This window comes from Pseudomonas sp. R19M (assembly GCF_050312585.1).
In the GTDB taxonomy this organism is placed as follows: Bacteria; Pseudomonadota; Gammaproteobacteria; order Pseudomonadales; family Pseudomonadaceae; genus Aquipseudomonas; species Aquipseudomonas palleroniana.
In genome coordinates, this window is the sequence record NZ_JBNPJV010000092.1 from 436,818 (window position 1) to 463,618 (window position 26,801).

Below are 26,801 nucleotides of genomic sequence, written 5' to 3' on the forward strand. Positions count from 1 at the left end.
CGTTGCCCGAAGGCGGTCAAAAATTTAAAGAAAGAAATCCAGTCGGAAATAGATCGGCGCTTCACGCTCAGTGATGGCGGCCGGTCGTTCCAGAGAGTGGGCAAAGGTCACGCTGGCGGCGACGTTCTTGCCACGGGCAAACAGCTCTACCGAGTTACTGCTCATGCGCCCATGCTGCTCGGCGTTGTAGCGGTCGCGGCTGATCACGCCCTGGTCGTAACCCAGGCTGGTGCCGTACTCACTGAGCACCGGCTGCAGCCAGGCCCAGGTCACCGGGCGGCTCCAGCGCAGGTCGTTGCGCCAGTAACCGCCACTGTCGCCGGCGAGCATCTGGTCTTTGTAGCCGCGAATTGACGACTGCCCGCCCAGGCTCATGCGCTGTGGGCTGAACAGCACGTCTTCGCTGTGCTGGCCGGTCATCAGGCTGCTGAAACTCAATGACTCGCCCCACAACTTGAAGGGGTACAGGTAGCTCAGCGTGGCGGTGTATTTGCGATAGCGAGCATCGGCCTGGCCGGGTTTTGGATGATGATTGGCCTGGGCATCGAATGCACCAATGCCGTCTTGCATGCCCAGGTCGATGTTGAGAAACGACTCACCGATACGTCGCCCGTGATTGATGCCGAACTGGGCTTCGCTGAGACGGTTGCTGCTCACGGCGAGCTTGCTGTCTTCAATGAAGTTGTTCGTGCGCAGGTAGGCCACGCCAGTGCTCAGGGAGGTTTTGCTGAGGGCATCGCGGTGGATCACGCGTTCCAGGCGCAATTGGTGGTTCTGGCTGTCGCCGGTCTGCTTGAACGTGAAGTTGTTCGCCTCGGCCCGGGAGCGGTATTCGCTCTCGGTGTAGCTGTAGGTGAGGTTCCACCAGCCGAACGGCAAGCTGTAGTTGAGCATCGAATTGCGCGAGGTTTTCTGATGGTCGCTGACGGCATCGTGCCCGCCGCGCAAGGACAGTTGGTCAGCCAGGCCCAATGGATTGTCCCAATCCAGGCTCGCGCCCCACTGCTGCTCGCCGGTACTGCGCTGGCCGCCGTTATGCCGCGACAGGCCCACACGCCAAGGCTTCTGCGGGGTGTTTTTGACCAACACATCGCTACCGCCCACCGCCTTGCCCGGCGCCAGTTCCATCTGCGCCTGGTTCGAGGGCAGACGGTTGAGCTGGTCGACCATCTGCTCGATTTCGCGCAGGTTGAGCAGCTCACCGCTCTTGCCCGGGAAACTCATCGCCAACTGGCGGTCGGTGATGCCGCTGCCCTCGGCGCCCTTCAAGCTTTCCAGCTTGCCCTCGACCACCTGGATCTTGAGGTGGCCGCTGGAGAGATCTTGCTGCGGCAGGTAGGCGCGACTGGTCACCAGACCTTTGGCCAGGTAGCGGTCAGTGATGACTTTGAGCACCTCGTTAAGCTGTGGTACGCCGAGGCATTGGTCGATGTAAGGCTTGATCAGGCGGTTGCGTTCGCCTTCGGACAACGCTTCAGCGCCGGAGAGCTCAATGGCTTTGATCGGGAAGCAACGAGTGTCGGCAGGCCCTGTCGGCGTCGCAGGCGTCGCGGATTTACCCGGCAACTCCTTGAGATCCTCAAGCCGCCGTTGCTGCTCTTCGAGCAGGCGGTCCTGGCGATCACGAATCAGGTCGGTGATGCCTGGGGTAGCCTGCTGTGTGGCGGCTTGCGCCCACCCGCCCGCGCCCAGGCAAAAAAAAGCGGACAGCAGGCTGAGCCTGGTCCGGCGTGCAAAACGCCACATCGATTAGATCCCTCTACATGGCTCAGTGCCATCATTCGGCGGCGATAATAGGGTGGCGATATAGTGGCGTCAATTAAATGTGCATCCCCGCTTCACGGCCACAGATCCCCTGCCCGTCCTTGAGTCCTTTCAAAGAACGGATCATTGGATCCACTGAAACCCAATTGACCGATAATCGCCCAATATATAAACGCATTAGCGTTGACCTATCCAGCCAGCCGCCCATTTAATGGATCCATTAAATAAAAATAACGCGTCGCCTGGAGAGTCGTCATGTACCCCAAGAACACTTGGTACGTCGCCTGCACCCCTGATGAAATTGCGCAAAAGCCTTTGGGCCGACAGATCTGCGCTGAAAAAATGGTGTTTTATCGTGGCCTGGATGGCGCCGTAGTAGCGGTCGAGGATTTCTGCCCGCATCGAGGTGCGCCGCTTTCGCTGGGGTATGTCGAGAACGGCAACCTGGTCTGCGGCTATCACGGCCTGGTGATGGGCGGTGATGGCAAGACGGTGGAAATGCCGGGGCAGCGCGTACGCGGGTTTCCCTGCAACAAGACGTTTGCGGCCGTCGAGCGCTACGGTTTCATCTGGGTCTGGCCGGGCGATCAGGCCCTGGCCGATTCCGCGCTGATCCCACATCTGGAATGGGCCGTGAGTGATGAGTGGGCCTATGGCGGCGGGTTGTTCGAGATCCAGTGTGACTACCGCCTGATGATCGACAACCTGATGGACCTGACCCACGAAACCTACGTGCATGCCTCCAGTATCGGCCAGAAGGAAATCGACGAAGCACCGCCCGTGACCACCGTGGAAGGCGACGAAGTCATCACCGCCCGGCACATGGAAAACATCCTGGCCCCGCCGTTCTGGCGCATGGCCCTGCGCGGTAACAACCTCGCCGATGATGTGCCCGTGGACCGCTGGCAGATCTGCCGCTTCACCCCGCCCAGCCATGTATTGATCGAAGTCGGCGTGGCCCATGCCGGCAAAGGCGGCTACCACGCGGCCGCCGAGCACAAGGCGGCGAGTATTGTGGTGGACTTCATCACCCCGCAGACCGACACCTCGATCTGGTACTTCTGGGGCATGGCGCGCAACTTCAAGCCCGACGATGAGGCACTGACCGCGAGCATCCGCGAAGGCCAGGGCAAGATTTTCAGCGAAGACCTGGAGATGCTCGAACGCCAGCAACAGAACCTGCTTGCCCACCCGACGCGCAATTTGCTCAAGCTCAATATCGACGCCGGCGGCGTGCAGTCACGCAAAATCCTCGAACGCCTGATTGCCAGGGAACACACGGTCGAACCTCACCTGATCAACACAACCACCGCCTGAATAACCCCAACGCAGGAAGGACTGAACATGATCGATGTGGTGGTGGTATCGCGTAACAATGAAGCCCAGGACATTTGCAGCTTTGAACTGGCCAGTGTCGATGGCAACCCATTGCCGGCGTTCAGTGCCGGCGCGCACATTGATGTGCACTTGCCGGACGGGCTGATCCGTCAATACTCGCTGTGCAATCACCCTGAAGAACGTCATCGCTACCTGATCGGCGTGCTCAAGGACCCCGCCTCACGAGGCGGTTCGCGCAGCCTGCACGAACAGATGCAGCCAGGCGCGCGCCTGAGCATCAGCGCACCGCGCAACCTGTTCCCCCTGGTGCACGACGCCCGACGCAGTGTGTTGTTTGCCGGGGGTATCGGTATCACCCCGATCCTGTGCATGGCCGAACACCTCGCCCAGGCGGGTGCCGACTTCGAATTGCATTACTGCGCCCGCGCCAGCGAACGCGCAGCGTTTGTGCAGCGCCTCAAGGCGTCGCCATTTGCCGAGCGGGTGTTCCTGCATTTTGACGAACAGCCCGACACGGCCCTGGATATCGCCCAGGCGCTGGCGGCCCCCGCAGACGACGTCCACCTGTATGTGTGCGGCCCGTGCGGGTTCATGCAGCATGTGCTCGACAGTGCCCGTGCGCTGGGCTGGCAGGACAGTTGCCTGCATCGCGAATACTTCTCGGCGGCGCCGGTGGACAGCCGCCTCGATGGGCGGTTTTCGGTGCAAATCGGCAGCTCTGGCAAGGTCTTTGAGATTCCGGCCGACCAGAGTGTGGTGCAGGTGCTGGAGAGCCACGGCATCACAATTGCCGTGTCGTGTGAACAGGGGGTGTGCGGCACCTGCCTGACTCGCGTGCTGGACGGCGTACCGGAGCACCGTGATCTGTTCCTCACCGAGCAGGAACAGGCGCTCAATGATCAATTCACTCCCTGCTGCTCGCGCTCAAAAACCCCAATGCTGGTGCTCGATCTCTGAGGCATGTCACGAGGCGGGCAAAATCACCTTCATGCGCGCGTCGGCGGTGGCTGAGCTGAAGGTGTCGGCATAGCGCAACGTCGCATTGGCGTGTTCGCGCATCAGCGCTTCGGCCCGTGCGCCCTGGCGATTGACCAGGGCGTCGAACACCGAATGATGTTGCATGTGCGCATAGTTGAAGCGGCGGTATTCGCGGACCATGTCCTCGCGGTCCACCGCCAGTGCCGTCACCGAGGCGAATGGCAGGTGATCATTGCGCGCCAGGGCATCGGCAATCGCCGGGTTATGGCTGCTTTCAACGATGACCTGGTGAAAGCGCATGTTCAGGTCGTGATAGACCTCAAGGTCGTCCTCGGTGACATACCCCTTGTCGAACAGTTGATCGCCTTCGACCAGGCAGCGCTCAAGCGCCCTGCGCGCGTCATCGGACAAACCGCGTTCGGCGGCTTGACGCGCCGCCAGGCCCTCAAGCACACCGCGCACTTCGACCGCGCCGGCAATATCGCTGGGGCTGACCGACCGCACCTGATAGCCACGCCCGCCGAACGGCACCAGCAAGCCTTCCTGTTCAAGGGTACGGAATGCCATGCGCACGGGCATACGCGAAACGCCGAAGCGCTGCGCCGTGGGAATTTCCATCAGGCGCTCACCCGCCGCCAACTCTCCGCTGGCAATCATCTTGCGCAGTGCAATCAGCACCAATTGGCCGGGCTTGCTCATCCAGGCAACTTCCAGAAAACGTGGGTCGCCCCATAGTATCGCAAGTCGTCGGATCGCAAGTCGTCGTGCTGCAAGTCAGTGCAATCAGACGAACGCCAGCGCCGCGCGTGCCCCCTCGATTGCGCCCAGATGCTGGGCCAGCCGCGACGGCAGGTAATCGAAAAAGAACCCGGCGCTTTGCAGCTTGGCGTTACGCAACGGATCGCTTTCGGGTAATGCCCTGGAGACCCGCGCAGCCCGTGCCCAGGCGAAGGCCAACAGCGCTACGCCACACAACTGGAGGAAGTCCGGCGCGGCCCGATACGGGTATTCTCGGTCTTCGCCAGACCGCTCGCGTATGGCGCTCACCGCATCGGCCAAGGCATCGCAGAGACGGTCCAAGGCGGCGGCAAACCCTGCGCACTCAGCATGCTGCCGGCCCTGCCCGGCTTCAGCGCGCAGCTCGGCCAGCAACAAGCCAAACGCCTGGCCCTCATCCCCCAGCACTTTGCGCAGCAACAGGTCATTGGCCTGGATCTCATTGCTGCCCTCATAAATCATCGCGATGCGACTGTCACGCAGGGTTTGCTCGATACCGAACTCGGTGACATAACCGTAGCCGCCGAAGACCTGCAACGCGTTGCTGGCCTGGCGAAACCCCTGTTCGGTGAAAAACGCCTTGATGATCGGGGTCAGCAACGACGCCAACGCGGCCGCCGCCGGGTCCGGCCCCTGCTCAGCCTGATCGAGCAAGTGCGCGGCCCAGTAACCGATGGCGCGCAGGCCTTCGCTGGTGGTGCGCAACTCGAGCAACACGCGGCGCATGGCCGGGTGATAACGAATGGGGTCAGCGGCTTGCGCCAGCACTGTCGCGGGCCGTGACGGTGCGCGCATTTGCACGCGGTCAGCGGCGTACTGCCGGGCGTGCTGCCAAGCCGCATCGACGTGCCCCAAGCCTTGCAGGCCGACATGCAGGCGTGCTGAATTCATCATCACGAACATCGCTGCCAGGCCACGATGGGGCTCGCCGATCAACCAGCCCTGGGCGGCGTCGAACACCAGGGAGCAGGTGGCGCTGCCCTGGATACCCATCTTGTGCTCGATGCCCTCACAGCGCACGCCATTGGCCTGGCCATCGTCCAGGCACTTGGGCACCAGGAACAACGAAATACCGCGACTGCCGGGCGGCGCGTCGGGCAGACGTGCCAGCACCAGGTGCAGGATATTGGCGGTGAAGTCGTGCTCACCGCCGGAAATAAACAGCTTGCTGCCGCTCAGGCGATAGCTGCCATCCCCCTGGCGTTCGGCGCGACAGCGCAGCAAACCGACATCGCTGCCGGCCTGCGGCTCGGTCAGGCACATGGTCGGCAAGCTATGGCCGCTGATGATCTCGGGCAGATAACGCGCCTGCAACCACGGCGCCGCATGGGTCTTGAGGCACAGGTAGGCGCCGTGGGCAATGCCGGTGTACATGGCCCAGGCGTGGTTGCTGGCATAGAGCATCTCTTGCACGGCGGCGTCGAGCACCTGCGGCAAGCCCTGCCCGCCCAGCGCCTCAGCACAGGCCAGCGCCGGCCAGCCGCCGTCGACATAGGCTTGATACGCCTGGGCAAAGCCGTCCGGGGTGCTCACCTGGCCCGTCTGCCAGCGGCAGCCCTGACGATCACCCGGGGCGTTCAAAGGTGCCAGCACGCCCTGGCTGAAGCGCGCGGCTTCCTCCAGCACTTGCAGCGCCAGCGGCAGGTCCAACGCCTCGAACGCCGGGTTGCGGCGCCACGCATCAGGCGCCTGCAGCCAATGTTCGAGGACAAATTGCATATCCCGCAGGGGCGCCTCATAGCTGGGCATCGGCCCACCTCATCGTGTGTGTTCCGCACGCAGCAGCGTGGGGTCTTCACCGCGATACAGCGCCTCGACTTTCGCCGCACGCCACTGCAATACCGCACGCTGGTTGATCGAACCCTTGTCGGTGATTTCCCCGCGATCGATGGACGCCGGCTCGTCGAGCAGCGCAATCCATTCCAGGCGACTGGCATTGCCGGTGGCCTCGCGATTGAGGCGCTGCAACCAGTCGCCGAACCACTGGCGCACCGGCGCCGAGGCCAATACTTCGGTGTCGCTGGCCTCGGCGCTCAGGCCCGCCAGCCTGCGGCATTCGTAGAGCCTGGCGAACACCAGCGCACCCAGGCACTCACGGTCCGGTGCGGCAATCACCACATCCTGCACATAGGGCGAGCCTTCAAGCACGGCGCGATTGCGCAGCGGGCCGACGCTGACAAATACCCCGGAAGACAGCTTGAAGTCTTCGGCGATCCGCCCGTCGAACATCAACCCCCATTGCGGTTGCTGGGGGTCAGCGAGCTTGAGCGCATCCCCGGAACAGTAATAACCCTGCTCATCGAACGCCTCGGCGGTTTGCTCAGGCGCCCGCCAGTACCCGGGCATGATGTGCGGCCCGCGAAAGCGCCCTTCGAACTTACCATCCACCGGTACCAGCCGCACCTCGCAACCCGGCGCGGGCAAGCCGATGTAACCGGCCATCGACAATGGACCGGTGGTGAAGGTGCAGGATGGCGCGGCTTCGGTCATGCCCAGCCCCGCCATCATGCGGATGCGCTCGCCGCAGTGCCGCTCGGCCACCCGGTCAAGCCGATCCCAGACACTTTGCGACAGGCCGGCGGCAGCGAAGAAGAACAGCTTCATGCGGGCAAAAAAGCACTCGCGCAACTCGGCGTCCTGTTCCAGCGCATTGACCAGTTCTTCCCAGCCCTTGGGCACCGTCAGGTACGCCGTGGGTGAGATCTCCTTGAGGTTGCGCAGGGTCTGGGCGAAGCCTTGGGCCGTGGGTTTGCCGTCGTCCAGGTAAAAGGTGCCGCCGTTGTAAAGCACGATGCCCACGTTGTGGCTGCCGCCAAAGGTGTGGTTCCACGGCAGCCAGTCCACCAGCACCGGCGGCTCCTCGCCAAACACCGGAAACGTCTGCAACAGCATTTGCTGGTTGGCGCACAGCATGCGTTGGGTGGTGATCACCGCCTTGGGCAACTTGGTCGAGCCCGAGGTGAAGAGGAATTTGGCGATGGTGTCGGGGCCGGTGGCGTTGAACGCCGCCTCGGCCTCGGCACCGCCGGGTGTTTGCAGCAGGCGCGTAAAGCTGATGTGGGTACGCCCCGGCACCTCGCCGCGCACACTGATCAGCGGGGTGTCGGCAGGCAGTACCGCATCGATCGCACGCTGATACGCCGGCGCATCGCTGACAAACACCAGCCCCGGTTGCAACAGGTCGCATACATGCCGCAGCTTGGCGAAATCCTGGGACAACAATGAGTACGCCGGCGAAATCGGGCAGTAGGGAATGCCGGCGTACATCGCGCCGAGGGCCATCTGCAAATGTTCGATATCGTTGCCCGACAGCAGCGCCAGGGGCTTGTGCGCCGACAACCCGAAGCCCAGCAGGCTCTGGGCGATGGCTCGCACGCTGTCGAGCATCTGCGCGTAGCTGACTCTGCGCCATTCACCGTCGGCCTGGCGCGCGGCGATAAACGTCTGCTCAGGCCGTACCTCGGCCCAATGCACCAGACGATCCAGCAAGCGCCTCGGCAGCTCGGCCAATGGCTCCAGGGAACGCATATGCAGCACGCCCTGTTCTTCAGTGACCTCGACCGACGCATGGCCGATGGACACCGCGCGGTACTGCGGCGGGTGCGGCTCGGACTGAGGTTGCGGTCTGAATTCGGAACTCACAAGGATGCCCTCCATCAAGGCGGGTCAAACGCCCGCCTTTATTGTTATGTCGCGCAACGGACTCAGATCGGGTAGTGCCGTGGCCCGTTCTGCAACGTCACCCAGCGCAATTGCGTGAAGTGTTCGATGGAGGCTTTGCCGCCAAAGCTGCCATAACCGCTGGACTTGACGCCACCAAAGGGCATCTGTGCCTCGTCATGCACCGTCGGGCCGTTGATATGGCAAATGCCGGATTCCACCCGTTGCGCAAGCGCCAGGGCACGTCCGGTGTCGCGGCTGAAGATCGCCGCCGACAAACCGAACTCGGAATCGTTGGCCAGGCGCAGCAGCGCTTCGTCACCGTCAGCGCGCAGCAACACCGCCACCGGGCCGAAGGACTCTTCGCGGTAGAGCCGCATGTGTTCGGTGACACCCTCGATCAGGGTCGGCTGCAGGATGCTGCCGTCCAATTGCCCGCCGGCCACCAGGCGTGCGCCCTGGCTCAGGGCATCGTCGATCAGTGCCTTGATGCGCGTGCCGGCGCCGACATCCACCAGCGAACCCAGCACCGAATCCGGCGCGGCAGGGTCACCGGCGCGCAGGGTTTCGAGTTTGGCCGCCAGCTTGGCGGTAAAGGCATCGGCGACCTTGGCATCGACAATCAGGCGTTCGGTGGACATGCAGATCTGCCCCTGATTGAAATACGCGCCGAAGGCTGCAGCCGCTACCGCAGCGTCCAGGTCGGCGTCATCGAGCACCAGCAACGGCGCCTTGCCGCCCAATTCCAGCAGCGCCGGTTTGAGATGGCGAGCGCAGAGTTCGCCGACAATCCGCCCGACATGGGTCGAACCGGTGAAATTGACTCGCCGCACCGCCGGGTTGGCGATCAGCCGCTCGACAATCGCGGCCGCATCCGCCGGCGCATTGCTGATGACATTGACCACGCCATCGCCCAGGCCGGCGTCCTGCAACACCTGGCCGATCAGCCGGTGTACCGCCGGGCTTAACTCGGAAGCCTTGAGTACCACGGTGTTGCCGCACGCCAGCGGCATGGCAATGGCGCGAGTGGCGAGAATAACCGGAGCATTCCAGGGCGCGATGCCCAGTACCACGCCGCACGGTTGGCGCAGGGCCATGGCAAAGCTGCCAGGCACATCGGAGGGGATGACTTCGCCGGTGATCTGGGTGGTCATCGACGCGGCTTCGCGCAGGATGTTGGCCGCCAGGCGCACGTTAAAGCCATACCAGTTAGCCATGGCGCCGGTCTCACCGGCCGCGGCGATAAATTCAGCGCTACGCGCCTGCAATTGCTCGGCGGCCTTGAGCAGGCGGGTGCGACGTTCGTTGGGCGCCAGCGCAGCCCAGACGGGAAACGCGGCCTGGGCCGCCGCCACCGCGGCGTCGGCATCTTCCAGGGTGGCGGCGGCTACCCGCGAAACTACGGCACCGGTCACCGGGTTGCAACGCTCGAAGGTTCGACCGTCGCGGGCGGGGCACGACTGGCCGCCAATCAATAGGGGCACGTCCAGCATGGTGATTCCTCTTTATTATCTTTATCGGGAATTCGTTCAAGCAGGGTGACGGCAATGCGGCCCGCAGGCCGCACACGTCAGCGTTTATACGCCTGCAGGCCCGGCTTGATGCTCTTGTCGTCGAGGAATTGCTTCATGCCCTGCTCGCGTCCGCCTTCGGTGTCGAGCAAGCGTGACTGATCGAGCTTGGCGTAGAGGTAATCTTCGTTCTGCTCCCAGGTCAGTTCGCGGCAACGCTTGAAACCATGCTTGGCCGCGCGCAGCACCACCGGGTTTTTCTCCAGCAGGTTGCGCGCCAGCTCAATGGTGACGTCGCGCAGTTGCGCCAACGGCACGCACTCGTTGACCAGGCCCATTTCAGCGGCCTTCTGCCCGCCGAAGGTCTTGCCGGTCATGATGTAATACAGCGATTGACGATGGCCCACGGTGTCGGCCATGGCCTTGCTGACCAGGTTGCCCGGTGGGATGCCCCAGTTGATTTCCGAGAGACCGAAGGTCGCTTCATCGGCGCAGATCGCCAGATCGCAGGCCACCAGCGGGCTGAAACCACCGCCGAAGCACCAGCCGTTGACCATGGCGATGGTCGGTTTGGCGTACATGCGCAGCAGCTTCCATTGCCATTGCGAGGCTTCACGGCGGATTTTTTCCTGGAGGATTTCCGGGCCGGCATCCACTTCGCGAAAGTATTCCTTGAGGTCCATGCCTGCGGTCCAGGCTTCACCGGCGCCCGTCAGCACCAGCACACCGGCGGCCGGGTCCTGCTCCAGGGTTTCCAGCACGTCGATCATTTCCCGGTTGAGGGTCGGGCTCATCGCGTTGCGTTTTTCCGGGCGATTGAGAATGACCCAGGCGATGCCTTGCTCGATCTCAACCTTGACAGTGGTCCAACGGCCTTCGTAATTGCTCATGGCGGTATGCTCTTGTTCTGGTGTGAAGATGGATTCGAAATTAAACCGCAAATATGGTTATGTCAATTAACTATTAATTTGAATAACCAATATTTCTCAAGGTGTGACCAGCGTTTTTTCCTACGACTTGAAAAGCTGTCGTAGCCAGGGCGCGTCAACCCCGGCAAACTAGATAGCCTTCTTAACCTCCATTTCCTGAGGATTGCATTGCCAATGGCCAAGCCCTCCACCCTCGCCGCCGCCCGCCAGGCCCCGCCCGACAACGACGAGGCACGGCCGCCGCTGGATTCAGCGCTGGACGATCTGATCGGTTATGCCCTGCGCCGTGCCCAGCTCAAGCTGTTCCAGAACCTGATCGGCCGGCTGTCCGAGCATGACCTGCGCCCCGCCCAGTTCTCGGCCCTGGCGATCATCGAGCAGAACCCCGGGTTGATGCAGGCCGACCTGGCACGCGCCCTGGCCATCGAGCCACCGCAGGTCGTGCCCTTGCTGAACAAACTGGAAAGCCGCGCCCTGGCCGTGCGCGTGCGCTGCAAACCGGACAAGCGCTCCTATGGGATTTTCTTGAGCAAGCCTGGCGAAATCCTGCTCAAAGAACTCAAGGACATCGCCGCCCAGAGCGACCTGGACGCCACCGCCGCCCTTGACGCCGAAGAGCGTGCAGAGCTGCTGCGCCTGCTCAAGAAGGTGTACCAGGACGGCTGACCTACCAGAGCGCCACGGTGTAGAGCACCAGGAAGCGTGTCTGGTTTTCATCGCGAAACGCGGCGCCACCGGGGAAGTCGTTGCGGTAGATCGACTTGCGCGCCATCAGCCCGACGTTCTTCAACGGGCCACTCTGGATCACGTAGCCCAGTTCCATCTGGAACTCACGCTCCTTGCGGTCTTGGGCATTGAAGGCCGTCAATTCGATATTGTCGCCACGCACATACCGCAACCGGCTCTTCAGGCCCGGCAAGCCTGAGGCCGCAAAGTCATAGTCGTAGATCGCCTGCCAGGTGCGTTCCTTGGCGTTGAGAAAGTCCGAACTCATGGTCAGTTCGCTCATGCCCATCAGCTCGGTACCCGAGATATAGGGCGTGGCCGTGTCGCCGCTGGAGTGCATGTAGCCCAGGCTGAAACGATGCCCGCCGAGGCGATAGCCGAACAGCGCCGAGAGGTTGCGGTTGCCCACCTTGCCGGCCTTGGCGCTGCCGTCCTCGCGGCTGAAAAAACTGCGCAGATCGCTGGTCAGTACCCCGTCGCCCACTGGCAGGTTATGCAGCAGCGCGAAGGTGTCCTGCTGGTAGAGGTCCGCCACTTGCGCGTGATAAATCCGCAGGCTGAGGTCTTTATTGACCTGGTAATCGCCGCCCAGGTACGCCAGGTGCGAGGTGGTTGCGGTGGCGTTGAACCGGCGGTTGGGCGAGGCGATCGTCATGGCCTGGTAGTCGGTGGAATCGCGCTTGTTGATACGGTCGATGTAGCCGGTATTCAGGGTCAGCCCGTCGATATCCTTGGAACTCAAGGTCGTGCCGCGAAAGGTCTGCGGCAGCAGGCGCGACGGGCTGGCAAAGGCGAACGGCAGAAAGATCGACACGTCGCCGGCCTTCACCGTGGTTTGGGCAAACCGCAACTTGGCGGTCGGCGCCAGCCGCGAATATTCATCGGCAGCACGCTTGTCGCTGGCCGATACCGGCAATAACTCAGTGCCGCTGCGGTCTGGCGAAGAGTCGAGCTTGACCCCCATCAGCCCGCGCATATCCAGGCCAAAGCCCACGATACCTGGGGTGTACCCCGATTCCAGGTTGAGGATAAACGCCTGCGCCCATTCGCGGGCGGCGGTCTTGGCGCCATCGTCCTTGTAGTCACGGTCCAGGTAGTAGTTGCGTAGCGTCAGGGTGGCATGACTGTCGTCGATAAACCCCGCCGCCCACGACGAGGTGGGCAGAACACTCAACAGCAGCAGCGCACTGATCAGGCGTGGCGTGCGGTACGACACACAGCAGGCCGCCGCGACAGCGCCCGTGGGGAGTTTTTGCATGTTCGATGTCCATTTTTTGTTGTTGTTTTTGGGGTGACACGCGCTCGGCCAACCGGCTTCGCCAACAGAGAATGGAAACAGCTAGAGGCACTCGTCAACCGCGACTGACCGATAATCGAACGTTAATAAACCTATCTATTTTCATCTACCCCATGTGTTCCCAGCGCAAACGACTGAGATAGAGGGCTTGTTGGTCGATATCTGCGGCAGGTTCGCCGTCGTAGTTTTTTTAGTTATATTTGTTATCTTAATCGTCAGCAGCCGATCGGCTCGCACCACAACAAAAACAACAATGAGGTTTGCCCATGGACAGTCCATCGCGTCGTTCGACGCTGACTATCGCGTTGTGCTTTATCGTTGCGCTGATCGAGGGTTTCGATCTGCAGGCCGCCGGCACCGCTGCCGCCGGGTTGCGGCAGAGTTTTGCGCTGGACCCGAAAATGCTCGGCTGGGTCTTCAGCGTCGGCATCATTGGCTTGCTGCCGGGGGCGTTCTTCGGTGGCTGGGTCGCCGACCGCATCGGCCGCAAGAAAATCCTGGTCAGTGCCGTACTGCTGTTCGGGCTGTTTTCCCTGAGTACTGCGTTTGTCGAAAGCTATTGGAGCCTGTTGCTGGTGCGCTTTCTCACCGGCCTGGGCCTGGGCGCCGCGCTGCCCAACCTGATCGCGCTGTGTGCCGAGGCGGTCAGCGAAGGCAAGCGTGGCACCGCGATCAGCGTCATGTACTGCGGCGTGCCACTGGGCGGCGCACTGGCCGCCGTGGTGGCGATGTTTTCCAGTGAACACTGGCAAACCACGTTTATCATCGGTGGCCTGGCGCCCTTGCTGGCCGTGCCGCTGATGATCTGGCTGCTGCCTGAATCCAATGCCTTTCGCCAACAGTCCGGGCAAGCCCGCAGCCTGCGCCCCTCCACCGGCGAGGCACTGTTCGGCGAAGGGCGCGCACGCACGACCCTGGCGTTATGGTTCAGTTACTTCTTCACCCTGACCGTGATGTACATGCTGCTCAACTGGCTGCCTTCGTTGCTGATGGGCCAGGGCTTCAGCAAACCCCAGGCGGGCTTGGTGCAGATGCTCTTCAATATCGGCGGCGCCCTTGGCTCGCTGCTGGGCGGGGTGCTGCTGGACCGCTGCAACGCGCTGAAAGTGGTGCTGTGCGTGTACACCGGGTTGCTCGCCGCACTGGCCGGGGTCGGCCTGTCGGTGGGGATTGTGCCCATGGCCATTGCCGGCTTTGCCGCCGGGTTGTTCGTGATGGCCGCCCAATTGGTGCTGTATGCCAGCGCCCCACCCGCCTACCCCACCGCCGTGCGTGCGACCGGCGTGGGGGCGGCCGTGGCTATCGGCCGGCTGGGCTCGGTGGCCGGGCCGCTGGCGGCCGGGCAACTCCTCGCGGCAGGCGCCGGCACTCCCGGCGTGCTGTTGGCGACGTCCCCCGGCGTGGTGATCGCCGCACTCACCATCATCAGCGTGATGCTACGTGCGGCGCCACCGGGCCTGCCTGGCACCCCCGCCGCTAAAACCGGTGCAGCCAGTTAAACACCAGCTTGTTGCCCTGGGTGCGGTTTTGCGCCTGTTGCTCGAAGTACGCGTTCACCGACAGGATATTTTCCTTGTTGAACGCGTACATCATGCCCGGGCCGATGGCCCAGACCTTTTCTCGACGCCCACTCACCGCATGCCCATCCACCTTGGTGTCGGTGATCTGCTTCAACCAGTAGCCATTCAAGCCCAGGCTCAATTGCGCGTCGATGGCGTACTGCAGCGTCAGGTTGGCATGCAGTGCCTGCCCGGCCTGGGTGCTGGAGGCATCTCCAAAGCCTGCCTGCGGCTGATCATTCTTGCCATTCCACAGGTACATGAAACGCCCACTCGCCGACCACTTGGGGCTGAACCAGTATGTCGCCGCGTAGTAGGGGTTGAATGACCAGAAATGGCTGCCGGGGTTGATCGAGCGATTGCGGTCGTAAGCGCCCACCGGCACCGTCACATCCGCCTCGACCCGCTGGGTCAACCACGGGCTGCCATCGGCTCGGGTTACTGTCGGCAGTTGCAGGAACGCGCCCAGCGTGACATCGCCAAACCCGGCCCGGGAACTGAGTGCCGCGTTGTTCAAGCCATCCTCCACCGACACATGGGCCAGGGAGGTATTGATCAGGGTAAATCCTGGCATCGCGCCATTGGCCAGGGGCTGGCCGACGTAGATGATCTGCGTGGTGGGCGCCACCACTTCCAGGTCCTGCCGGGGCAACGCGAGCTTGTTGCCATGGGCATCATTGAAGCGGCTCGCACGCGAGTACGTGAGGTATTCCTCCAGGTACCAACCGGGTCCGGCAGGCGCGGGTGAGCCGTCATAGAAGCTGGTGGTCCCAAGGTTCAGGCCGGGTAAGTCGTAAGCATGAGCGGTCGCTGACAACGCGACCCATGTCACGGCCGCAACCGGCCGCAAGATAGGCTTGAGCATCTTGTATGTCCTGTATTTTTGTTGTTGTTCAAGACCCCCGGCACGGCGCTGCCGCACCGGGGTGCAACGCTGTGGCGATGCCTACAGGTAAGTGGCGGCCAACCCGCCATCCACCGGCAGATTGACCCCGCTGACCCAACGCGCCGCGTCCGAGCAAAGGAACGCGATCACTGAGGCCACCTCATCAGCCAAGGCCGGGCGGGTCATGCGCTGGCTGTCCTCGGCCACCCGCTCTGGCCCGAGCATGCTGACGAAATCCCCCAGAATCGGGGTGAACACCGGCCCTGGCGCGACACAGTTGATACGCACCCCGTGATCGCGAAACCAGGCTTGGGATTGCTGTGCGCTCCAGACGATCAGCGCCTCCTTGAAGTACTGATAGCAGGTGTCCTGCTCCACCGGATTGGCCGCCAGCCACTGCTGCCCGGTCCTGAAGCTCTCGGTGGCGGCCAGCGCTTTGTGCAACGCCAGGCGCTGCGGCCACTGCGCGCCGAGCACCGAGGCGACGTTGACGATGCTGCCGCCCGCCGGCATGCGTGGCAGCAGCGCTTGGGTGAGATGGCGCAACCCCAGGTAATTGACCTCCGCCACCGTTTGCACCGGCGCCGTACCGGGCACACCGGCAATGTTGCACAGCGCGTCAACCCGCGTCGGCAGGCGCGCCACCAGCGCGTCGATGCTCGCGGGATCGCTCAGGTCGGCATGAAAAAATCCAGCCAGCGTCAACTGCGGTTCATGGCGATCGACGCCCAGTACCGTGGCGCCCTGGAAGCGCGCCAATCGCGCCACTTCCGCTCCAATGCCCGACGCGACGCCGGTGACGATCAAGGTTTTGTTGTACAGGTGCATGTTCAAGCCCTCTTATTGTTGTGTAGGCAGGCGCGAGCCAAGGCTCAGAAGGGATAGGCCGGCGGCGTGTTTTTTACGGTGACCCATTGCCATTGGCTGTATTCGTCCCAATCAGCCGGCCCGCCAACGCTGCCGCCATTGCCCGACGCGCCGCGCCCACCGAAAGGGTTGCTGCACTCATCCGCCACGGTCTGGTCGTTGATATGCAGCAGGCCGCAGTCCAGCCGCTCGCCGATGGCCATGGCGCGCCCCACCGAGGGCGAGAGGATGGCCGCCGAAAGCCCGTACTCGGTGCGGTTGGCCAGCTCGATGGCCTCCTCATCCGTGGCAAAGCTGACCACCGTCGCCACCGGGCCGAAAATTTCCTCTTCAAAGGCGCGCATGCCCGGCCGTACGCCACTGAGCACCGTGGGCTGGTAAAACAACTGGTCATAATCGCCGCCCGCCTCCAGCTTTGCGCCCGCCTGCAGGCTGTCGTTGACGATCTCGCGCACGCGCTGCAATTGGCGCAGGTTGATCAAGGGGCCGAGCGCGGCTTCACCGCGCGCAGCGTTGCCCACGGTCAGCGCACGGGCCTTGTCCACCAACTTGCGTGTCAGGCTGGCGGCGATGGACTCATGCACCAGCACCAACCCGGTCGCCATGCAGATTTGCCCCTGGTGCAGCCATGCCCCCCAGGCGGCATTGCTGGCGGCCAGGTCGAGGTCGGCGTCTTCGAGAATGATCAACGGGTTCTTGCCGCCCAGTTCCAGCGCGACTTTTTTCAGGTGCCGGCCAGCCACCTCGGCGACTTTGCGCCCCGCTGCCGTGGAGCCGGTAAACGCGATCATCCGCACGTTGGGGTCGCGGCACAGCGCCTCACCTGCCGCTGCGGCGCCGGGCAACACATGCAGCAAACCCTTGGGCAAGCCCGCTTCTTCGAACAGCCGGGCGATCAGAAAACCACCGCTGACCGGGGTCTGCGGATCGGGCTTGAGCACCACCGCGTTGCCCGCCGCCAGGGCCGGTGCCACCGAACGCAGCGACAGCACCAAGGGAAAGTTGAACGGGGAAATCACCCCGACCACACCATGGGGCTGGCGCCGTGCATAGGACAAGCGCCCCGCCGCGCTGGGCAGCACCACGCCGTGGGGTTGGGACAGCAAGCCCGCCGCCTGATGCAGCAGCACGATCGCTTCGCGCACTTCGTGCTCGCCCTTGAACAGCGCGGCGCCGGTTTCCCGGGCGACATACAGCGCCAGTTCGGCGAATGACCGTCGGGCCACCTCGGCCGCCTTGCGAAACACCTCGGCGCGCTCCCGTGGGCCGAGCGCGGCCCAGGCCGGTTGGGCCAGGGCCGCGCTGCGGCTGGCCACGGCGATGTCGGCCGGGCTGGCCATGGAGCAGTGCATCAGCGGTTCGCCGGTGGCAGGTTCGATCACGGGGATCACGGCTCCCGAAGCGGGCTCCCAATCGCCGTTGAACAGGCATTCGGACTCGATGGCCCGTTGTAACAGGTGGGTGGTTTCAGACACAGACATGGCAACTCCCGGTTCTTGTAATTGTCATCGCCTGCACGGGTGCAGACGCCGCATCAAGCCTTGAGCAAAGGCTGTGCCGCTTGCACGAGACCCCGCTGACATAAACCGTCGAAGGCTCTGGATCGGGGCCTTTCACGCGCCGCGTTGCGGTGCTCCACCGCTCAACTGCAAAAACCACCACCGCGCCACTTGTTCAATTGATAAGGTTATGTTTAATAACTATCTGAGCAGTGACTCATATCGATCACTCGCCTTGCAGGGGCATAACAATGACTAATCCCCAAAGCACGCAGCCCGACGACCGCGCGAGCGCCGCGCACTATCATCCGCGCGGCGACAGCCGACAACTCAGCGACAGCAGCTCACCCACGCCTGCGGAGCTGACCGACTGCCTGTTTTTCTCTCCCGAAGACGGGCGGATCTGGCTCAACGACCAACGCATGTTGCTGCTGCACAGCTCCGCCTTCGGCGCCCTGCGTGGGGAAGTCATCGAGCGCCTTGGGCTGGAGCAGGCGCGCGGCCTGTTTACCCGCACCGGTTATGCCTGCGGCGCGCGCGATGCGCGCCTGATACGCGAGCGCTGGCCACAGGCCGATGCCGCCGCCGTGTTCCGGGCCGGGACGCACTTGCACACCCTGGAAGGCATGACCAAGGTCGAACCCCTGTACTTCAAGTTCGACGCCGACTCGGGGTTCTATGAAGGCGAGTTTCTCTGGCACCACTCCTGCGAGGCCGACGAGCATGTGCGCGCCTACGGTGTCGGCCAGGATCCGGTGTGCTGGACGGAGACCGGGTATGCCACGGGCTTCGTCAGTGGCCTGTTCGGGCAACTGGTGGTATTCCGTGAAGTCGAGTGCCGTGGCATGGGCCACCGCAGTTGCAGGGTGCTCGGCAAGACGGTCGAGCAATGGGGCGACGCCGAGCAGGACTTGCGCTACCTGAATGTGTCCCAGGCCGTCACCGGCCCCGCCGCCGCCCCGCTGCGCCATAGCCCGGCAGGCAGCCCTGCCGGGGTCAGCCAGGCACAACCGCTGGTGGGTGCCAGTGCAGCGTTCAACGCCGCGATGCAAGCCTTGCAACGCGTCGCGCTGACCCCCGCCACGGTGCTGATCAGCGGTGAGTCCGGCGTCGGCAAGGAGATGTTCGCACGCCAGCTGCACCAACTCAGCGGCCGCCGTGACAGCCCATTCGTCGCGCTCAATTGCGCGGCCATCCCGGATAACCTGATCGAAGCCGAACTCTTCGGGGTCGAGCGTGGCGCCTACACCGGCGCCACCCACTCGCGTCCCGGGCGTTTCGAGCGGGCCCAGGGCGGCACCCTGTTCCTGGATGAAATCACCAGCCTCAGCCTGGCGGGGCAAAGCAAACTGCTGCGGGCGTTGCAGGAGCGCGAGATCGAACGGGTCGGCGGCGTGCGCGGCATCACGGTGGACGTGCGGGTGGTGGCCGCGACCAATATCGACTTGCGCAAGGCGGTGGCCGACGGCTCGTTTCGCGAAGACCTGTTCTACCGCCTGAATGTCTACCCCATCGCCCTGCCGCCGCTGCGTGAGCGCCGGGATGACATTCCGCTGTTGATCAATGCGTTCCTGACGCGCTTCTGCCAGGAATACGCGCGGACACCCGCCGGCCTGACCATGCGCGCGCTGAAGGTGCTGCTGCGTTACGATTTCGCGGGCAATGTGCGTGAGCTGCAAAACCTGATCGAGCGCGGCCTGATCGCCAGTGACGAGGGCCAAGCGATTGATCTGGTGCATCTGTTTCGCAACGAACCGCTGCCGGCGGATGCCTATGGCCTGGACCACCACGGCAGCCTGTCAAACACTGCGCCGGCCAGCCCCCCTGTGCTGCTGGACACCCTGGGCCAACTCGACCAGGGGTTTTCCATCGAAGGGCTCGAAGCACGCCTGATCCAGGAGGCGCTGCAGCAGAACGCCGGCAACCTGGCCGCGGCGGCCAGACGCGTTGGGCTCAGCCGTGCCCAATTTGCCTATCGGTTGAAGAAACATCAGCGGCAAACCCCGTGAGCGCGCAGACCGACCTCAGAATTATCGAGCTGCTCCAGCTCCACCCATTAAAAAAAGCAGCCCTTTGGCACCGATAACATCGTTTCTCGGGGACGCCGCCAATCCCTATATTGGCTCGCACTATCTGTGTGAATGACTCAACGTTCACCCCTCAGTGCGAGTATCTCAATGAACAAAAAACCTGACAGCACAGGACTTGATAATGCGGGCGCCGGGACCCGGGCGGTCTGGGGCGGGGAGCAAGTCAGGCACCCCTACAACGCTACCCAAACCCCGATCGTGGCCAGCGCCGCGTATGGCTACGACGACATCGATGTGTGGTATGACGTAGCATTGGGCAAAGCCCAGGGCTTCATCTACAGCCGCATGAGCAACCCGACGGTCGAGATCCTCGAAGCCAAGATCGGCGAGTTGGAAATGGCCGAATCCGCCGTTGCCTTCAGCAGCGGTATGGCGGCGATCAGCAGCGTGCTTTACACCTTCCTGGCTCATGGCGACCGCGTGGTCTCCACCAAGGACAGCTATGGCGGCACCAACAAGATTTTCGAAGAGTTCCTGCCGCGCATGGGCGTGGCGGTCACGCTGTGCGAGACGTTCGATCATGAGCAGATCGAGCGCGAAATCGCCAAAGGCTGTCAGGTGGTGTACCTGGAAACGCCCACCAACCCGACCCTGAAAATCCTCGATATCCAACGGCTGGTCGCGGCGGCCAAACGCGTCGGCGCCTTGGTCGTGGCCGACAACACCTTCGCCACGCCACTGAATCAGAGCCCGCTGGCGCTGGGGGTGGACGTGGTCATTCACAGCGCCACCAAGTTCCTAAGCGGTCACGGTGATGTGCTGGGCGGCCTGGTCTGCGGCCAGGAATCGTTGATGGCCAAGGTTCGGCATTACCGCGAAATCAACGGTGCGTCACTCGACCCGTTCTCGGCCTACCTGATCATTCGCGGCATGAAAACCCTGGTACTGCGCATGCGTCAACAGCAGCGCAGCGCTCGTGCCCTGGCGGAATTCTTGTGCACCGAACCCTTGGTGTCATCCGTCAATTATCCCGGCCTGCCCGGGCATCCGAACCACGCAGTGGCCTGCGCGCAAATGGCTGGCTTCGGCGCCATCGTCAGTTTTGTACTGGTCGGCGGCATGGACACGGTCAAGCTGCTATTGCCACGCCTGCGCTTTGCGCATTGCGCCGGCAACCTCGGTGCGGTGGAAACCATTTACGGCCCGGCCCGCACCACCAGTCATGTGGAAAACACGCTGGAGGAACGGCTGGCGCTGGGGATCTCGGAAGGGTTGGTGCGGGTCTCGGTCGGTATCGAGGACACCGATGATCTGCTGGATGATTTGAAGCAGGCGTTCGCCTTTGTGCGCGGCCTGCGCGAGAAAAACAGCCCACAGAGCAACTGCGCCGAAGTCGCGAGCTGACGTTTCAAACCTCACGACAGGGCCGTCTGTGAGGCGTTTCATGAAGAGGAATAATAATAAGACTTAGCGGCAACGTTCCGACCTGCCCTAACAACTTTCATGAGAACAACCATGTCCACAAAAGAAGAAAAACTCAACACGCGTGCCGGATTCAAACAGGAAATGCAGACCCGCCATATCGTCATGCTCGCACTCGGTGGCGTGATCGGCACCGGGCTGTTCCTGACCTCTGGATATACCGTTAACCAGGCAGGTCCTCTCGGCGCGGTCATCGCCTACGTCATTGGCGCGCTCATGGTCTACATGGTGATGATGTGCCTGGGCGAATTGGCGGTGCAGATGCCTGAAACCGGCTCGTTCAGCAGTTACTCGACGCGGTTTCTCGGCCCGGGCACCGGCTATACCGTGGCATGGCTGTATTGGCTGACATGGACCGTGGCCATCGGTTCGGAATTCACCGCTGCCGGTATCCTGATGACGCGCTGGTTCCCCGACACGCCGGTATGGATCTGGAGTGCGCTGTTCGCCGGCGCGGTGTTTTTCACCAACGTGGTGTCGGTGCGTTTGTTTGCCGAAACCGAGTTCTGGTTGTCGCTGATCAAAGTCGTGACGGTGGTGGTGTTTCTTGTGATCGGCGGCGGCGCCATTCTCGGCCTGCTCAATATCGATCAGGCCCACAGCATCGGCCTGGGTAACTTCACCCGTGAGGGCCTGTTCCCGACCGGTTTCATGTCGATTGCCATGACCTTGCTGGCCGTGTCGTTCGCCTTCTCGGGCACCGAGCTGATCGGTATCGCCGCCGGTGAAACCAAAGACCCCCAACGCAATGTGCCACGGGCCATCCGCACCACCGTGCTGCGCCTGGCGATCTTTTTCGTCGGCACGATTTTCGTCCTGGCAACCCTGCTGCCCCGCGAACAGGCCGGTTTGGTGGAAAGCCCCTTCGTGACCGTATTCACCTATATCGGCATCCCCTACTCCGCCGACATCATGAACTTTGTGATCATCACTGCGCTGTTGTCGGCCGCCAACTCCGGGCTGTACGCCGCCTCGCGGATGCTCTGGACCTTGAGCGACCAGGGCCATCTGCCCAAGCAGTTCTCCCAGCTGACCCGCATGGGCACGCCCTTGAATGCGATTGTGTTGAGCATGGTCGGTGGCGGCGCCTCCCTGCTCAGCAGCGTGTTCGCAGCCGACACCGTGTACTTGGCGCTGGTTTCCATCTCCGGGTTGGCGGTTGTGGTGGTGTGGATGAGCATTGCCGCGAGCCAGATCGCCTTTCGCCGCCAGTATGTGGCCAACGGCGGCGATGTGCGCGACCTCAAGTTCCGGGTGCGCGGTTACCCCTGGGTTCCGCTGGGCGCGTTGGTGTGCTGCGCGCTGGCGTGTGTAGGCATCGCGTTCGACCCCGAGCAGCGGGTCGCGCTGTACTTCGGCGTGCCCTTCATCGCCTGGTGCTACTTCGTGTATTACATTACCCGCAATAGCCGCGAGCGACGCCTGTCGCTCGCCTCCACGGTTCGACCGTCCGATGCGTTCTAGGCACGCTCGACGGTGTGGTCCAGCGTGCTCGGCACAGCGTCGATAAGGGACAGATCATGAAGCAAAAGCCACTCCCGCCGTTGAATTGGCTGCGGGCCTTCGAGGTGTCCGCTCGATGCCTGAACTTCACTCACGCCGCTGACGAACTGTGCTTGACCCAGGGGGCCGTCAGCCAGCAGATCCGGCAGTTGGAAAGCCATCTGGGGGTGGCGCTGTTCAAGCGGTTACCACGTGGCCTGGGCCTGACCGAAGAAGGCCAGGCCTACCTGCCGGTGGTACAGGATGCGATCACCCGCCTGGCCGTCGGCACCAATGAGATCTTTGGCCAGCACAAACGCCGGCCAATCAAAGTGCGCGGCAGCCTGGCGTTTTTCGTGCACTGGCTGGCGCCCAAGCTGGTGGGTTTTCGTCAGGACCATCCGCAGGTGGATATCCGCTACATCAGCAATATCTGGGTCAAGGAGCTAGATGGCGAGGACGATATGGAGATTCGCTGGGGCCATGGTCAATGGCCCGGCCTGGTTTCGCAGCGCCTGACCTGGGACACCTTGTTTCCAGTGTGCTCGCCCGCCCTGATCGCACGTTCACCACTGAATGCGGCCGAGGACGTGGCCCAGCACACACTGCTGCATGTGCTGGGCTACGAAGAAGGTTGGGGCTACTGGTTGAAGATGGTCGGCGCGGACGCCGTCGATTCGTCGTGCGGCCTGCAGTTCGACACGCTGATCTCGACCTTGCGCATGGCGGAGCTGGGGCAAGGGATCGCCCTGGCACGCTCCTCGATGGTCGACGAAATGCTTGAGGACGGGCGCCTGGTCGCACCCTTCGACCAGCGTATCGAAGCCAGCGAATCGTTTTATCTGGTACGCGGTTCAGGCGCCGACGAGCATCCCGACGCCGTGATGTTTTCCACCTGGCTGGTCGAGCAGGCACACCGATACAAGTAGTGGCCGGAGCCCAAGCATGCACTATGTGAGTACCCGAAACGCCGCCGTACGGGTCGACTTCGAAAGGGTCGTATTGTCCGGTATTGCCGACGACGGCGGGCTGTTCGTCCCCCTGGACCTGCCGCAATTCGAAACCCAGGACATCGCGAACTGGTCAACCTTGCCCTATGACGAATTGGCGTATCGGATCTTGCGTCCGTTCATTGGGGACGCCATTCCCGAGCCGGATCTCAAGCGCCTGCTCAAAGACGCCAGCCGCCGTTTCCAGCACCGGGCCGTCGCGCCTTTGCATCAGGTCGACCGCAATGAATGGGTATTGGAGCTGTTCCACGGCCCGACCCGCTCCTCGAAGGATTTTGCCGCGCAATTGCAGGCGCAATTGGTGCAGTACTTTCTGCAACGCCGCGCCCGACGTGCAGTGATGCTCGGCGCCACCAACGGCGATACCGGCCTGGCGGCGATCGAGGCGTTCAACGATTGTGACGAGGCCCATCTGGTAGTGCTTTACCCGGAGCGCGGGGTGCCGCCGCATCAGTTGCACGCACTGTGGGCGGCGGCACGGCCCAATGTGCATCTGTTTGCGGTCGACGGCAGCTTCGACGAGTGCCAGGGCATTGTGAGCCGGCTGTTCAGACAGTGGCCGTGCCCCCAGTACGAGGCGATCAGTTTCAACTCCAGCAACTGGGTCAATGTGCTGGCGCAACTGGTGATGTATTTCCACGCGGTGCTGCAATTGGGCGGCGGTCAGCGGCCGATCGGTTTCAGCGTGCCGGCGGCGAGTTTCGCCGAAGTTTATGCAGGCTACGTGGCGCAGAAAATGGGCTTGCCCATCACTCAGATTATCGTCGCCACCAATACCAACGATGCCCTGCACCAGTTGTTCCTGAAGAACCATTATTCCAGGCTGCGCGCCAACAAGACCCGGTCACCGGCGATGGACCTGTCGACGTTCTCCAACCTGGAGCGGTTCCTCTGGGAAGTGTATGAGCATGACCACCAGGCGGTCAGCGCGTTGATGCTCGAGCTGGAAACCCACGGCGAGATCACCCTCGCCAACGAATGCTGGTTACGTGCACGGATGATCATTGACTCCTACGCCGTCAGCGATGAGGAAACCCTGAATGAGATGACCGCACTGCATCGCGACACCGGCTACGTTGTCGACCCGCACACGGCCACCGGCGTGATTGCCGCTCGCCTGTACCGTCGCAGCCTGGTGGCGCCGATGGTCACGCTGGGGGAAATTTCCCCGGTCAAATCGGCGGCGTTGCTCGCCGAACTGGGGATCGGCCTCCCGCAGCCGGCCAACCAGGGCGAGCCACCGGTACACCCACCGTGCCATCGGGTCGCCCCCGATGACATCACCCCCCTTCTTAACGTGCTCGACACGCTTTGAACGCGTGGCCAGTGGAGGCCCCATGAAGCGCATCCTGGACCCTCTCGATGAACGCATCATCGCCGAGCTGCGGCTTAACGCACGGGCGGCCCACGCCGAGCTGGCGGCCAAGGTCAACCTGTCGCGCAACGCCGTGCGCCAACGGATCGAACGGCTGGAACGCGACGGTGCGATCCTCGGCTATACCGTCCTCACGGGCGATGGACGACACGCCGCCTCACAGATCAACGCAGTGATTTTCGTCTATCGCTATGACCGCATGCGCGGGGAAGACGTCTTGCAGGCCCTGCGCGCGATCCCTGAAGTGACCCAGTGCGATGTCATGAGCGGCGAGTTCGACCTGATGTTGCGCGTCAGCGCAACCAGCCCGCAGCGGGTGCATCAGGTGTGGAATCAGATTTCGGCACTGGCGGGCGTGGAAAACACGGTGACTTCGTTCGTTTTATCCTCAGTCGTCTGAGCCGTTTTTTGCGTGGAAAAAAGTCAACTGCGGTTGGCTTTTTTTATGCCGGTCATGCGCGCCCTCCCTTGGTCAAAACGCCCATGAAATAGAGCAAATCGGCATATTTCACTGCCCTGGGCGCGCCCCTAATCTAGAGCCCTACCCCACCTCATCCAGATCAAGGGCAATAAAAAAATGACTGAATATAAACTCGCGCTGGTCGGCTTTGGCGGCGTCAATCGTGCCCTGGCGCAATTGATTGCCGAGCGCAATGAACGCTGGAAAACCGAACTGGGCTTCAGCCTGAAAATCGTCGGCGTCACCGACCTGTTCCTCGGTTCGCTGATCAATCGTCAAGGGCTGGATGCGGCCTTGCTGGCAGGTCTGCCGGCGGTCAAGGGCGCCCTGGCGCAACTACCGGGTGGCAGCGCCTTGGCGCTCAACGAGGTGGTGATCAAGGACTCCGGCGCGGACATCATCGCGGAGGCGACATTCACCAACCCGGTGGATGGCGAACCGGCGACGTCCTTCTGTCGCTGGGCGCTGGAAAGCGCCAAGCACGTAGTGACCACCAACAAAGGGCCGATTGCCCTGCACGGTGCTCAATTGAAAGCCCTGGCCCAGCGCAATCACGTGGCCTTTGAATATGAAGGTTCGGTCATGAGTGGCACCCCGGTGATTCGCCTGGCCAGGCAGTTGCTGGCGGGCAGCACGATCAACGGTTTCGAGGGCATTCTCAACGGCACGTCCAACTTCGTCCTGACCCGCATGGAGAGTGGCCTGGGTTTTACCGAAGCGGTCGAGCAGGCCCAGGCGCTGGGGTATGCCGAAGCCGACCCGACGGCGGATGTCGAGGGCCATGACGTGCGCCTCAAAGTGGTGATCCTGGCCAACGAACTGCTGGATGCAAAGCTCAATGTCAGCGATGTGCGCTGCCGCGGTATCAGTACCCTCACGCTGGACGACATCGACCAGGCCCGCCAGAACAATGCACGCTGGAAGTTGATCGGCGCCGCCACACGCCAGGCCGACGGTTCGGTCAGTGCCAGCGTCGAACCGCGCCTGCTGGACAACGCGCATCCGTTGGCCAGCATCGGCGGAGCCACCAACGCGGTGTCGTTCAACACCGACCTGATCGGCACGGTGACAGTGTCGGGGCCTGGCGCCGGGCGTACGGAAACCGCCTTCGCGCTGCTGTCAGACATCATCAGCCTGCATCAGGCTGCGGCACAGAACCGGGAGTAAGCGC

General features: G+C 62.7%; 21 protein-coding genes. 11 read left to right on the top strand and 10 right to left on the bottom strand.

What is annotated here, in order from left to right:
• Window positions 1-24 precede the first annotated feature (24 nt).
• Window positions 25-1,746 (bottom strand): ShlB/FhaC/HecB family hemolysin secretion/activation protein, encoded by a 1,722-nt coding sequence (locus tag ACQRBT_RS23235; protein ID WP_412045989.1) that lies wholly within the window; start codon window positions 1,744-1,746, stop codon window positions 25-27.
• Between the two features lie 273 nt (window positions 1,747-2,019).
• Here ACQRBT_RS23235 and ACQRBT_RS23240 point away from each other — a divergent pair, with 273 nt between their 5' ends.
• A complete protein-coding gene (locus tag ACQRBT_RS23240; protein WP_412045988.1) occupies window positions 2,020-3,081 on the top strand; it encodes a Rieske 2Fe-2S domain-containing protein in 1,062 nt (353 codons plus the stop codon).
• Between the two features lie 27 nt (window positions 3,082-3,108).
• Window positions 3,109-4,059 carry a PDR/VanB family oxidoreductase gene (locus tag ACQRBT_RS23245; protein WP_412045987.1) on the top strand — a complete coding sequence of 317 codons (951 nt, stop codon included), beginning with the start codon at window positions 3,109-3,111 and terminating at the stop codon, window positions 4,057-4,059.
• Window positions 4,060-4,065: 6 nt separating this feature from the next.
• Here ACQRBT_RS23245 and ACQRBT_RS23250 read toward each other — a convergent pair whose 3' ends face one another.
• From ACQRBT_RS23250 to ACQRBT_RS23270, 5 genes are all read right to left on the bottom strand, one after another.
• Window positions 4,066-4,779 carry a GntR family transcriptional regulator gene (locus ACQRBT_RS23250; protein ID WP_412045986.1) on the bottom strand — a complete coding sequence of 238 codons (714 nt, stop codon included), beginning with the start codon at window positions 4,777-4,779 and terminating at the stop codon, window positions 4,066-4,068.
• 84 nt (window positions 4,780-4,863) lie between these two features.
• The gene (locus tag ACQRBT_RS23255) at window positions 4,864-6,606 is read right to left on the bottom strand and encodes an acyl-CoA dehydrogenase (protein WP_412045985.1); all 1,743 of its coding nucleotides are present in this window, start codon (window positions 6,604-6,606) and stop codon (window positions 4,864-4,866) included.
• 9 nt (window positions 6,607-6,615) lie between these two features.
• Window positions 6,616-8,499 (bottom strand): feruloyl-CoA synthase, encoded by a 1,884-nt coding sequence (locus tag ACQRBT_RS23260; RefSeq protein WP_412045984.1) that lies wholly within the window; start codon window positions 8,497-8,499, stop codon window positions 6,616-6,618.
• A gap of 62 nt (window positions 8,500-8,561) precedes the next feature.
• Window positions 8,562-10,010, bottom strand: a complete 1,449-nt coding sequence (locus ACQRBT_RS23265; protein WP_412045983.1) for an aldehyde dehydrogenase — start codon at window positions 10,008-10,010, stop codon at window positions 8,562-8,564.
• A gap of 77 nt (window positions 10,011-10,087) precedes the next feature.
• Window positions 10,088-10,918 (bottom strand): p-hydroxycinnamoyl CoA hydratase/lyase, encoded by an 831-nt coding sequence (locus tag ACQRBT_RS23270; protein WP_412045982.1) that lies wholly within the window; start codon window positions 10,916-10,918, stop codon window positions 10,088-10,090.
• A 213-nt stretch (window positions 10,919-11,131) separates the two neighbouring features.
• Here ACQRBT_RS23270 and ACQRBT_RS23275 point away from each other — a divergent pair, with 213 nt between their 5' ends.
• On the top strand, window positions 11,132-11,623 hold the full coding sequence (locus ACQRBT_RS23275) for a MarR family winged helix-turn-helix transcriptional regulator (protein WP_412045981.1): 492 nt from the start codon (window positions 11,132-11,134) through the stop codon (window positions 11,621-11,623).
• A gap of 1 nt (window position 11,624) precedes the next feature.
• Here ACQRBT_RS23275 and ACQRBT_RS23280 read toward each other — a convergent pair whose 3' ends face one another.
• Window positions 11,625-12,941, bottom strand: a complete 1,317-nt coding sequence (locus ACQRBT_RS23280; RefSeq protein WP_412045980.1) for an OprD family porin — start codon at window positions 12,939-12,941, stop codon at window positions 11,625-11,627.
• A gap of 305 nt (window positions 12,942-13,246) precedes the next feature.
• Here ACQRBT_RS23280 and mhpT point away from each other — a divergent pair, with 305 nt between their 5' ends.
• Window positions 13,247-14,479 (top strand): 3-(3-hydroxy-phenyl)propionate transporter MhpT, encoded by a 1,233-nt coding sequence (gene mhpT, locus ACQRBT_RS23285; protein ID WP_104993567.1) that lies wholly within the window; start codon window positions 13,247-13,249, stop codon window positions 14,477-14,479.
• On the opposite strand, the gene ACQRBT_RS23290 is transcribed toward mhpT, so the two are convergent.
• The 3 genes from ACQRBT_RS23290 to ACQRBT_RS23300 form a co-directional block, all read right to left on the bottom strand.
• Window positions 14,457-15,404 (bottom strand): SphA family protein, encoded by a 948-nt coding sequence (locus tag ACQRBT_RS23290; RefSeq protein ID WP_104993566.1) that lies wholly within the window; start codon window positions 15,402-15,404, stop codon window positions 14,457-14,459. The two genes, mhpT and ACQRBT_RS23290, sit on opposite strands and share 23 nt — an antisense overlap.
• A gap of 81 nt (window positions 15,405-15,485) precedes the next feature.
• On the bottom strand, window positions 15,486-16,253 hold the full coding sequence (locus ACQRBT_RS23295) for a coniferyl-alcohol dehydrogenase (protein ID WP_412045979.1): 768 nt from the start codon (window positions 16,251-16,253) through the stop codon (window positions 15,486-15,488).
• 44 nt (window positions 16,254-16,297) lie between these two features.
• Entirely contained in the window at window positions 16,298-17,773 is a 1,476-nt protein-coding gene (locus ACQRBT_RS23300; protein ID WP_412045978.1) for a benzaldehyde dehydrogenase, read from the bottom strand.
• Between the two features lie 269 nt (window positions 17,774-18,042).
• Between ACQRBT_RS23300 and ACQRBT_RS23305 the strand changes: the two genes are divergently transcribed.
• The 7 genes from ACQRBT_RS23305 (at window position 18,043) to ACQRBT_RS23335 (ending at window position 26,797) form a co-directional block, all read left to right on the top strand.
• Window positions 18,043-19,800, top strand: coding sequence for a sigma 54-interacting transcriptional regulator (locus tag ACQRBT_RS23305; protein ID WP_412045977.1), 1,758 nt, complete (start codon window positions 18,043-18,045; stop codon window positions 19,798-19,800).
• A gap of 168 nt (window positions 19,801-19,968) precedes the next feature.
• The gene (locus ACQRBT_RS23310) at window positions 19,969-21,225 is read left to right on the top strand and encodes a cystathionine gamma-synthase family protein (protein ID WP_412045976.1); all 1,257 of its coding nucleotides are present in this window, start codon (window positions 19,969-19,971) and stop codon (window positions 21,223-21,225) included.
• 111 nt (window positions 21,226-21,336) lie between these two features.
• On the top strand, window positions 21,337-22,767 hold the full coding sequence (locus tag ACQRBT_RS23315) for an amino acid permease (RefSeq protein ID WP_060752837.1): 1,431 nt from the start codon (window positions 21,337-21,339) through the stop codon (window positions 22,765-22,767).
• 56 nt (window positions 22,768-22,823) lie between these two features.
• Entirely contained in the window at window positions 22,824-23,714 is an 891-nt protein-coding gene (locus tag ACQRBT_RS23320) for a LysR substrate-binding domain-containing protein (RefSeq protein ID WP_060752836.1), read from the top strand.
• 16 nt (window positions 23,715-23,730) lie between these two features.
• Entirely contained in the window at window positions 23,731-25,110 is a 1,380-nt protein-coding gene (gene thrC, locus ACQRBT_RS23325) for a threonine synthase (protein ID WP_412045975.1), read from the top strand.
• Window positions 25,111-25,132: 22 nt separating this feature from the next.
• A complete protein-coding gene (locus ACQRBT_RS23330; RefSeq protein WP_060752834.1) occupies window positions 25,133-25,570 on the top strand; it encodes an Lrp/AsnC family transcriptional regulator in 438 nt (145 codons plus the stop codon).
• A gap of 177 nt (window positions 25,571-25,747) precedes the next feature.
• Window positions 25,748-26,797 (top strand): homoserine dehydrogenase, encoded by a 1,050-nt coding sequence (locus ACQRBT_RS23335; protein ID WP_104993562.1) that lies wholly within the window; start codon window positions 25,748-25,750, stop codon window positions 26,795-26,797.
• The last annotated feature ends 4 nt before the right edge of the window (window positions 26,798-26,801 follow it).

Bases quoted from the DNA above. Each gene is read 5' to 3' on its own strand.
- ACQRBT_RS23235 (WP_412045989.1), bottom strand. From the start codon at position 1,746: ATGTGGCGTTTTGCACGCCGGACCAGGCTCAGCCTGCTGTCCGCTTTT.
- ACQRBT_RS23240 (WP_412045988.1), top strand. From the start codon at position 2,020: ATGTACCCCAAGAACACTTGGTACGTCGCCTGCACCCCTGATGAAATT.
- ACQRBT_RS23245 (WP_412045987.1), top strand. From the start codon at position 3,109: ATGATCGATGTGGTGGTGGTATCGCGTAACAATGAAGCCCAGGACATT.
- ACQRBT_RS23250 (WP_412045986.1), bottom strand. From the start codon at position 4,779: ATGAGCAAGCCCGGCCAATTGGTGCTGATTGCACTGCGCAAGATGATT.
- ACQRBT_RS23255 (WP_412045985.1), bottom strand. From the start codon at position 6,606: ATGCCCAGCTATGAGGCGCCCCTGCGGGATATGCAATTTGTCCTCGAA.
- ACQRBT_RS23265 (WP_412045983.1), bottom strand. From the start codon at position 10,010: ATGCTGGACGTGCCCCTATTGATTGGCGGCCAGTCGTGCCCCGCCCGC.
- ACQRBT_RS23270 (WP_412045982.1), bottom strand. From the start codon at position 10,918: ATGAGCAATTACGAAGGCCGTTGGACCACTGTCAAGGTTGAGATCGAG.
- ACQRBT_RS23275 (WP_412045981.1), top strand. From the start codon at position 11,132: ATGGCCAAGCCCTCCACCCTCGCCGCCGCCCGCCAGGCCCCGCCCGAC.
- ACQRBT_RS23280 (WP_412045980.1), bottom strand. From the start codon at position 12,941: ATGCAAAAACTCCCCACGGGCGCTGTCGCGGCGGCCTGCTGTGTGTCG.
- mhpT (WP_104993567.1), top strand. From the start codon at position 13,247: ATGGACAGTCCATCGCGTCGTTCGACGCTGACTATCGCGTTGTGCTTT.
- ACQRBT_RS23290 (WP_104993566.1), bottom strand. From the start codon at position 15,404: ATGCTCAAGCCTATCTTGCGGCCGGTTGCGGCCGTGACATGGGTCGCG.
- ACQRBT_RS23295 (WP_412045979.1), bottom strand. From the start codon at position 16,253: ATGCACCTGTACAACAAAACCTTGATCGTCACCGGCGTCGCGTCGGGC.
- ACQRBT_RS23300 (WP_412045978.1), bottom strand. From the start codon at position 17,773: ATGTCTGTGTCTGAAACCACCCACCTGTTACAACGGGCCATCGAGTCC.
- ACQRBT_RS23305 (WP_412045977.1), top strand. From the start codon at position 18,043: ATGACTAATCCCCAAAGCACGCAGCCCGACGACCGCGCGAGCGCCGCG.
- ACQRBT_RS23310 (WP_412045976.1), top strand. From the start codon at position 19,969: ATGAACAAAAAACCTGACAGCACAGGACTTGATAATGCGGGCGCCGGG.
- ACQRBT_RS23315 (WP_060752837.1), top strand. From the start codon at position 21,337: ATGTCCACAAAAGAAGAAAAACTCAACACGCGTGCCGGATTCAAACAG.
- ACQRBT_RS23320 (WP_060752836.1), top strand. From the start codon at position 22,824: ATGAAGCAAAAGCCACTCCCGCCGTTGAATTGGCTGCGGGCCTTCGAG.
- thrC (WP_412045975.1), top strand. From the start codon at position 23,731: ATGCACTATGTGAGTACCCGAAACGCCGCCGTACGGGTCGACTTCGAA.
- ACQRBT_RS23330 (WP_060752834.1), top strand. From the start codon at position 25,133: ATGAAGCGCATCCTGGACCCTCTCGATGAACGCATCATCGCCGAGCTG.
- ACQRBT_RS23335 (WP_104993562.1), top strand. From the start codon at position 25,748: ATGACTGAATATAAACTCGCGCTGGTCGGCTTTGGCGGCGTCAATCGT.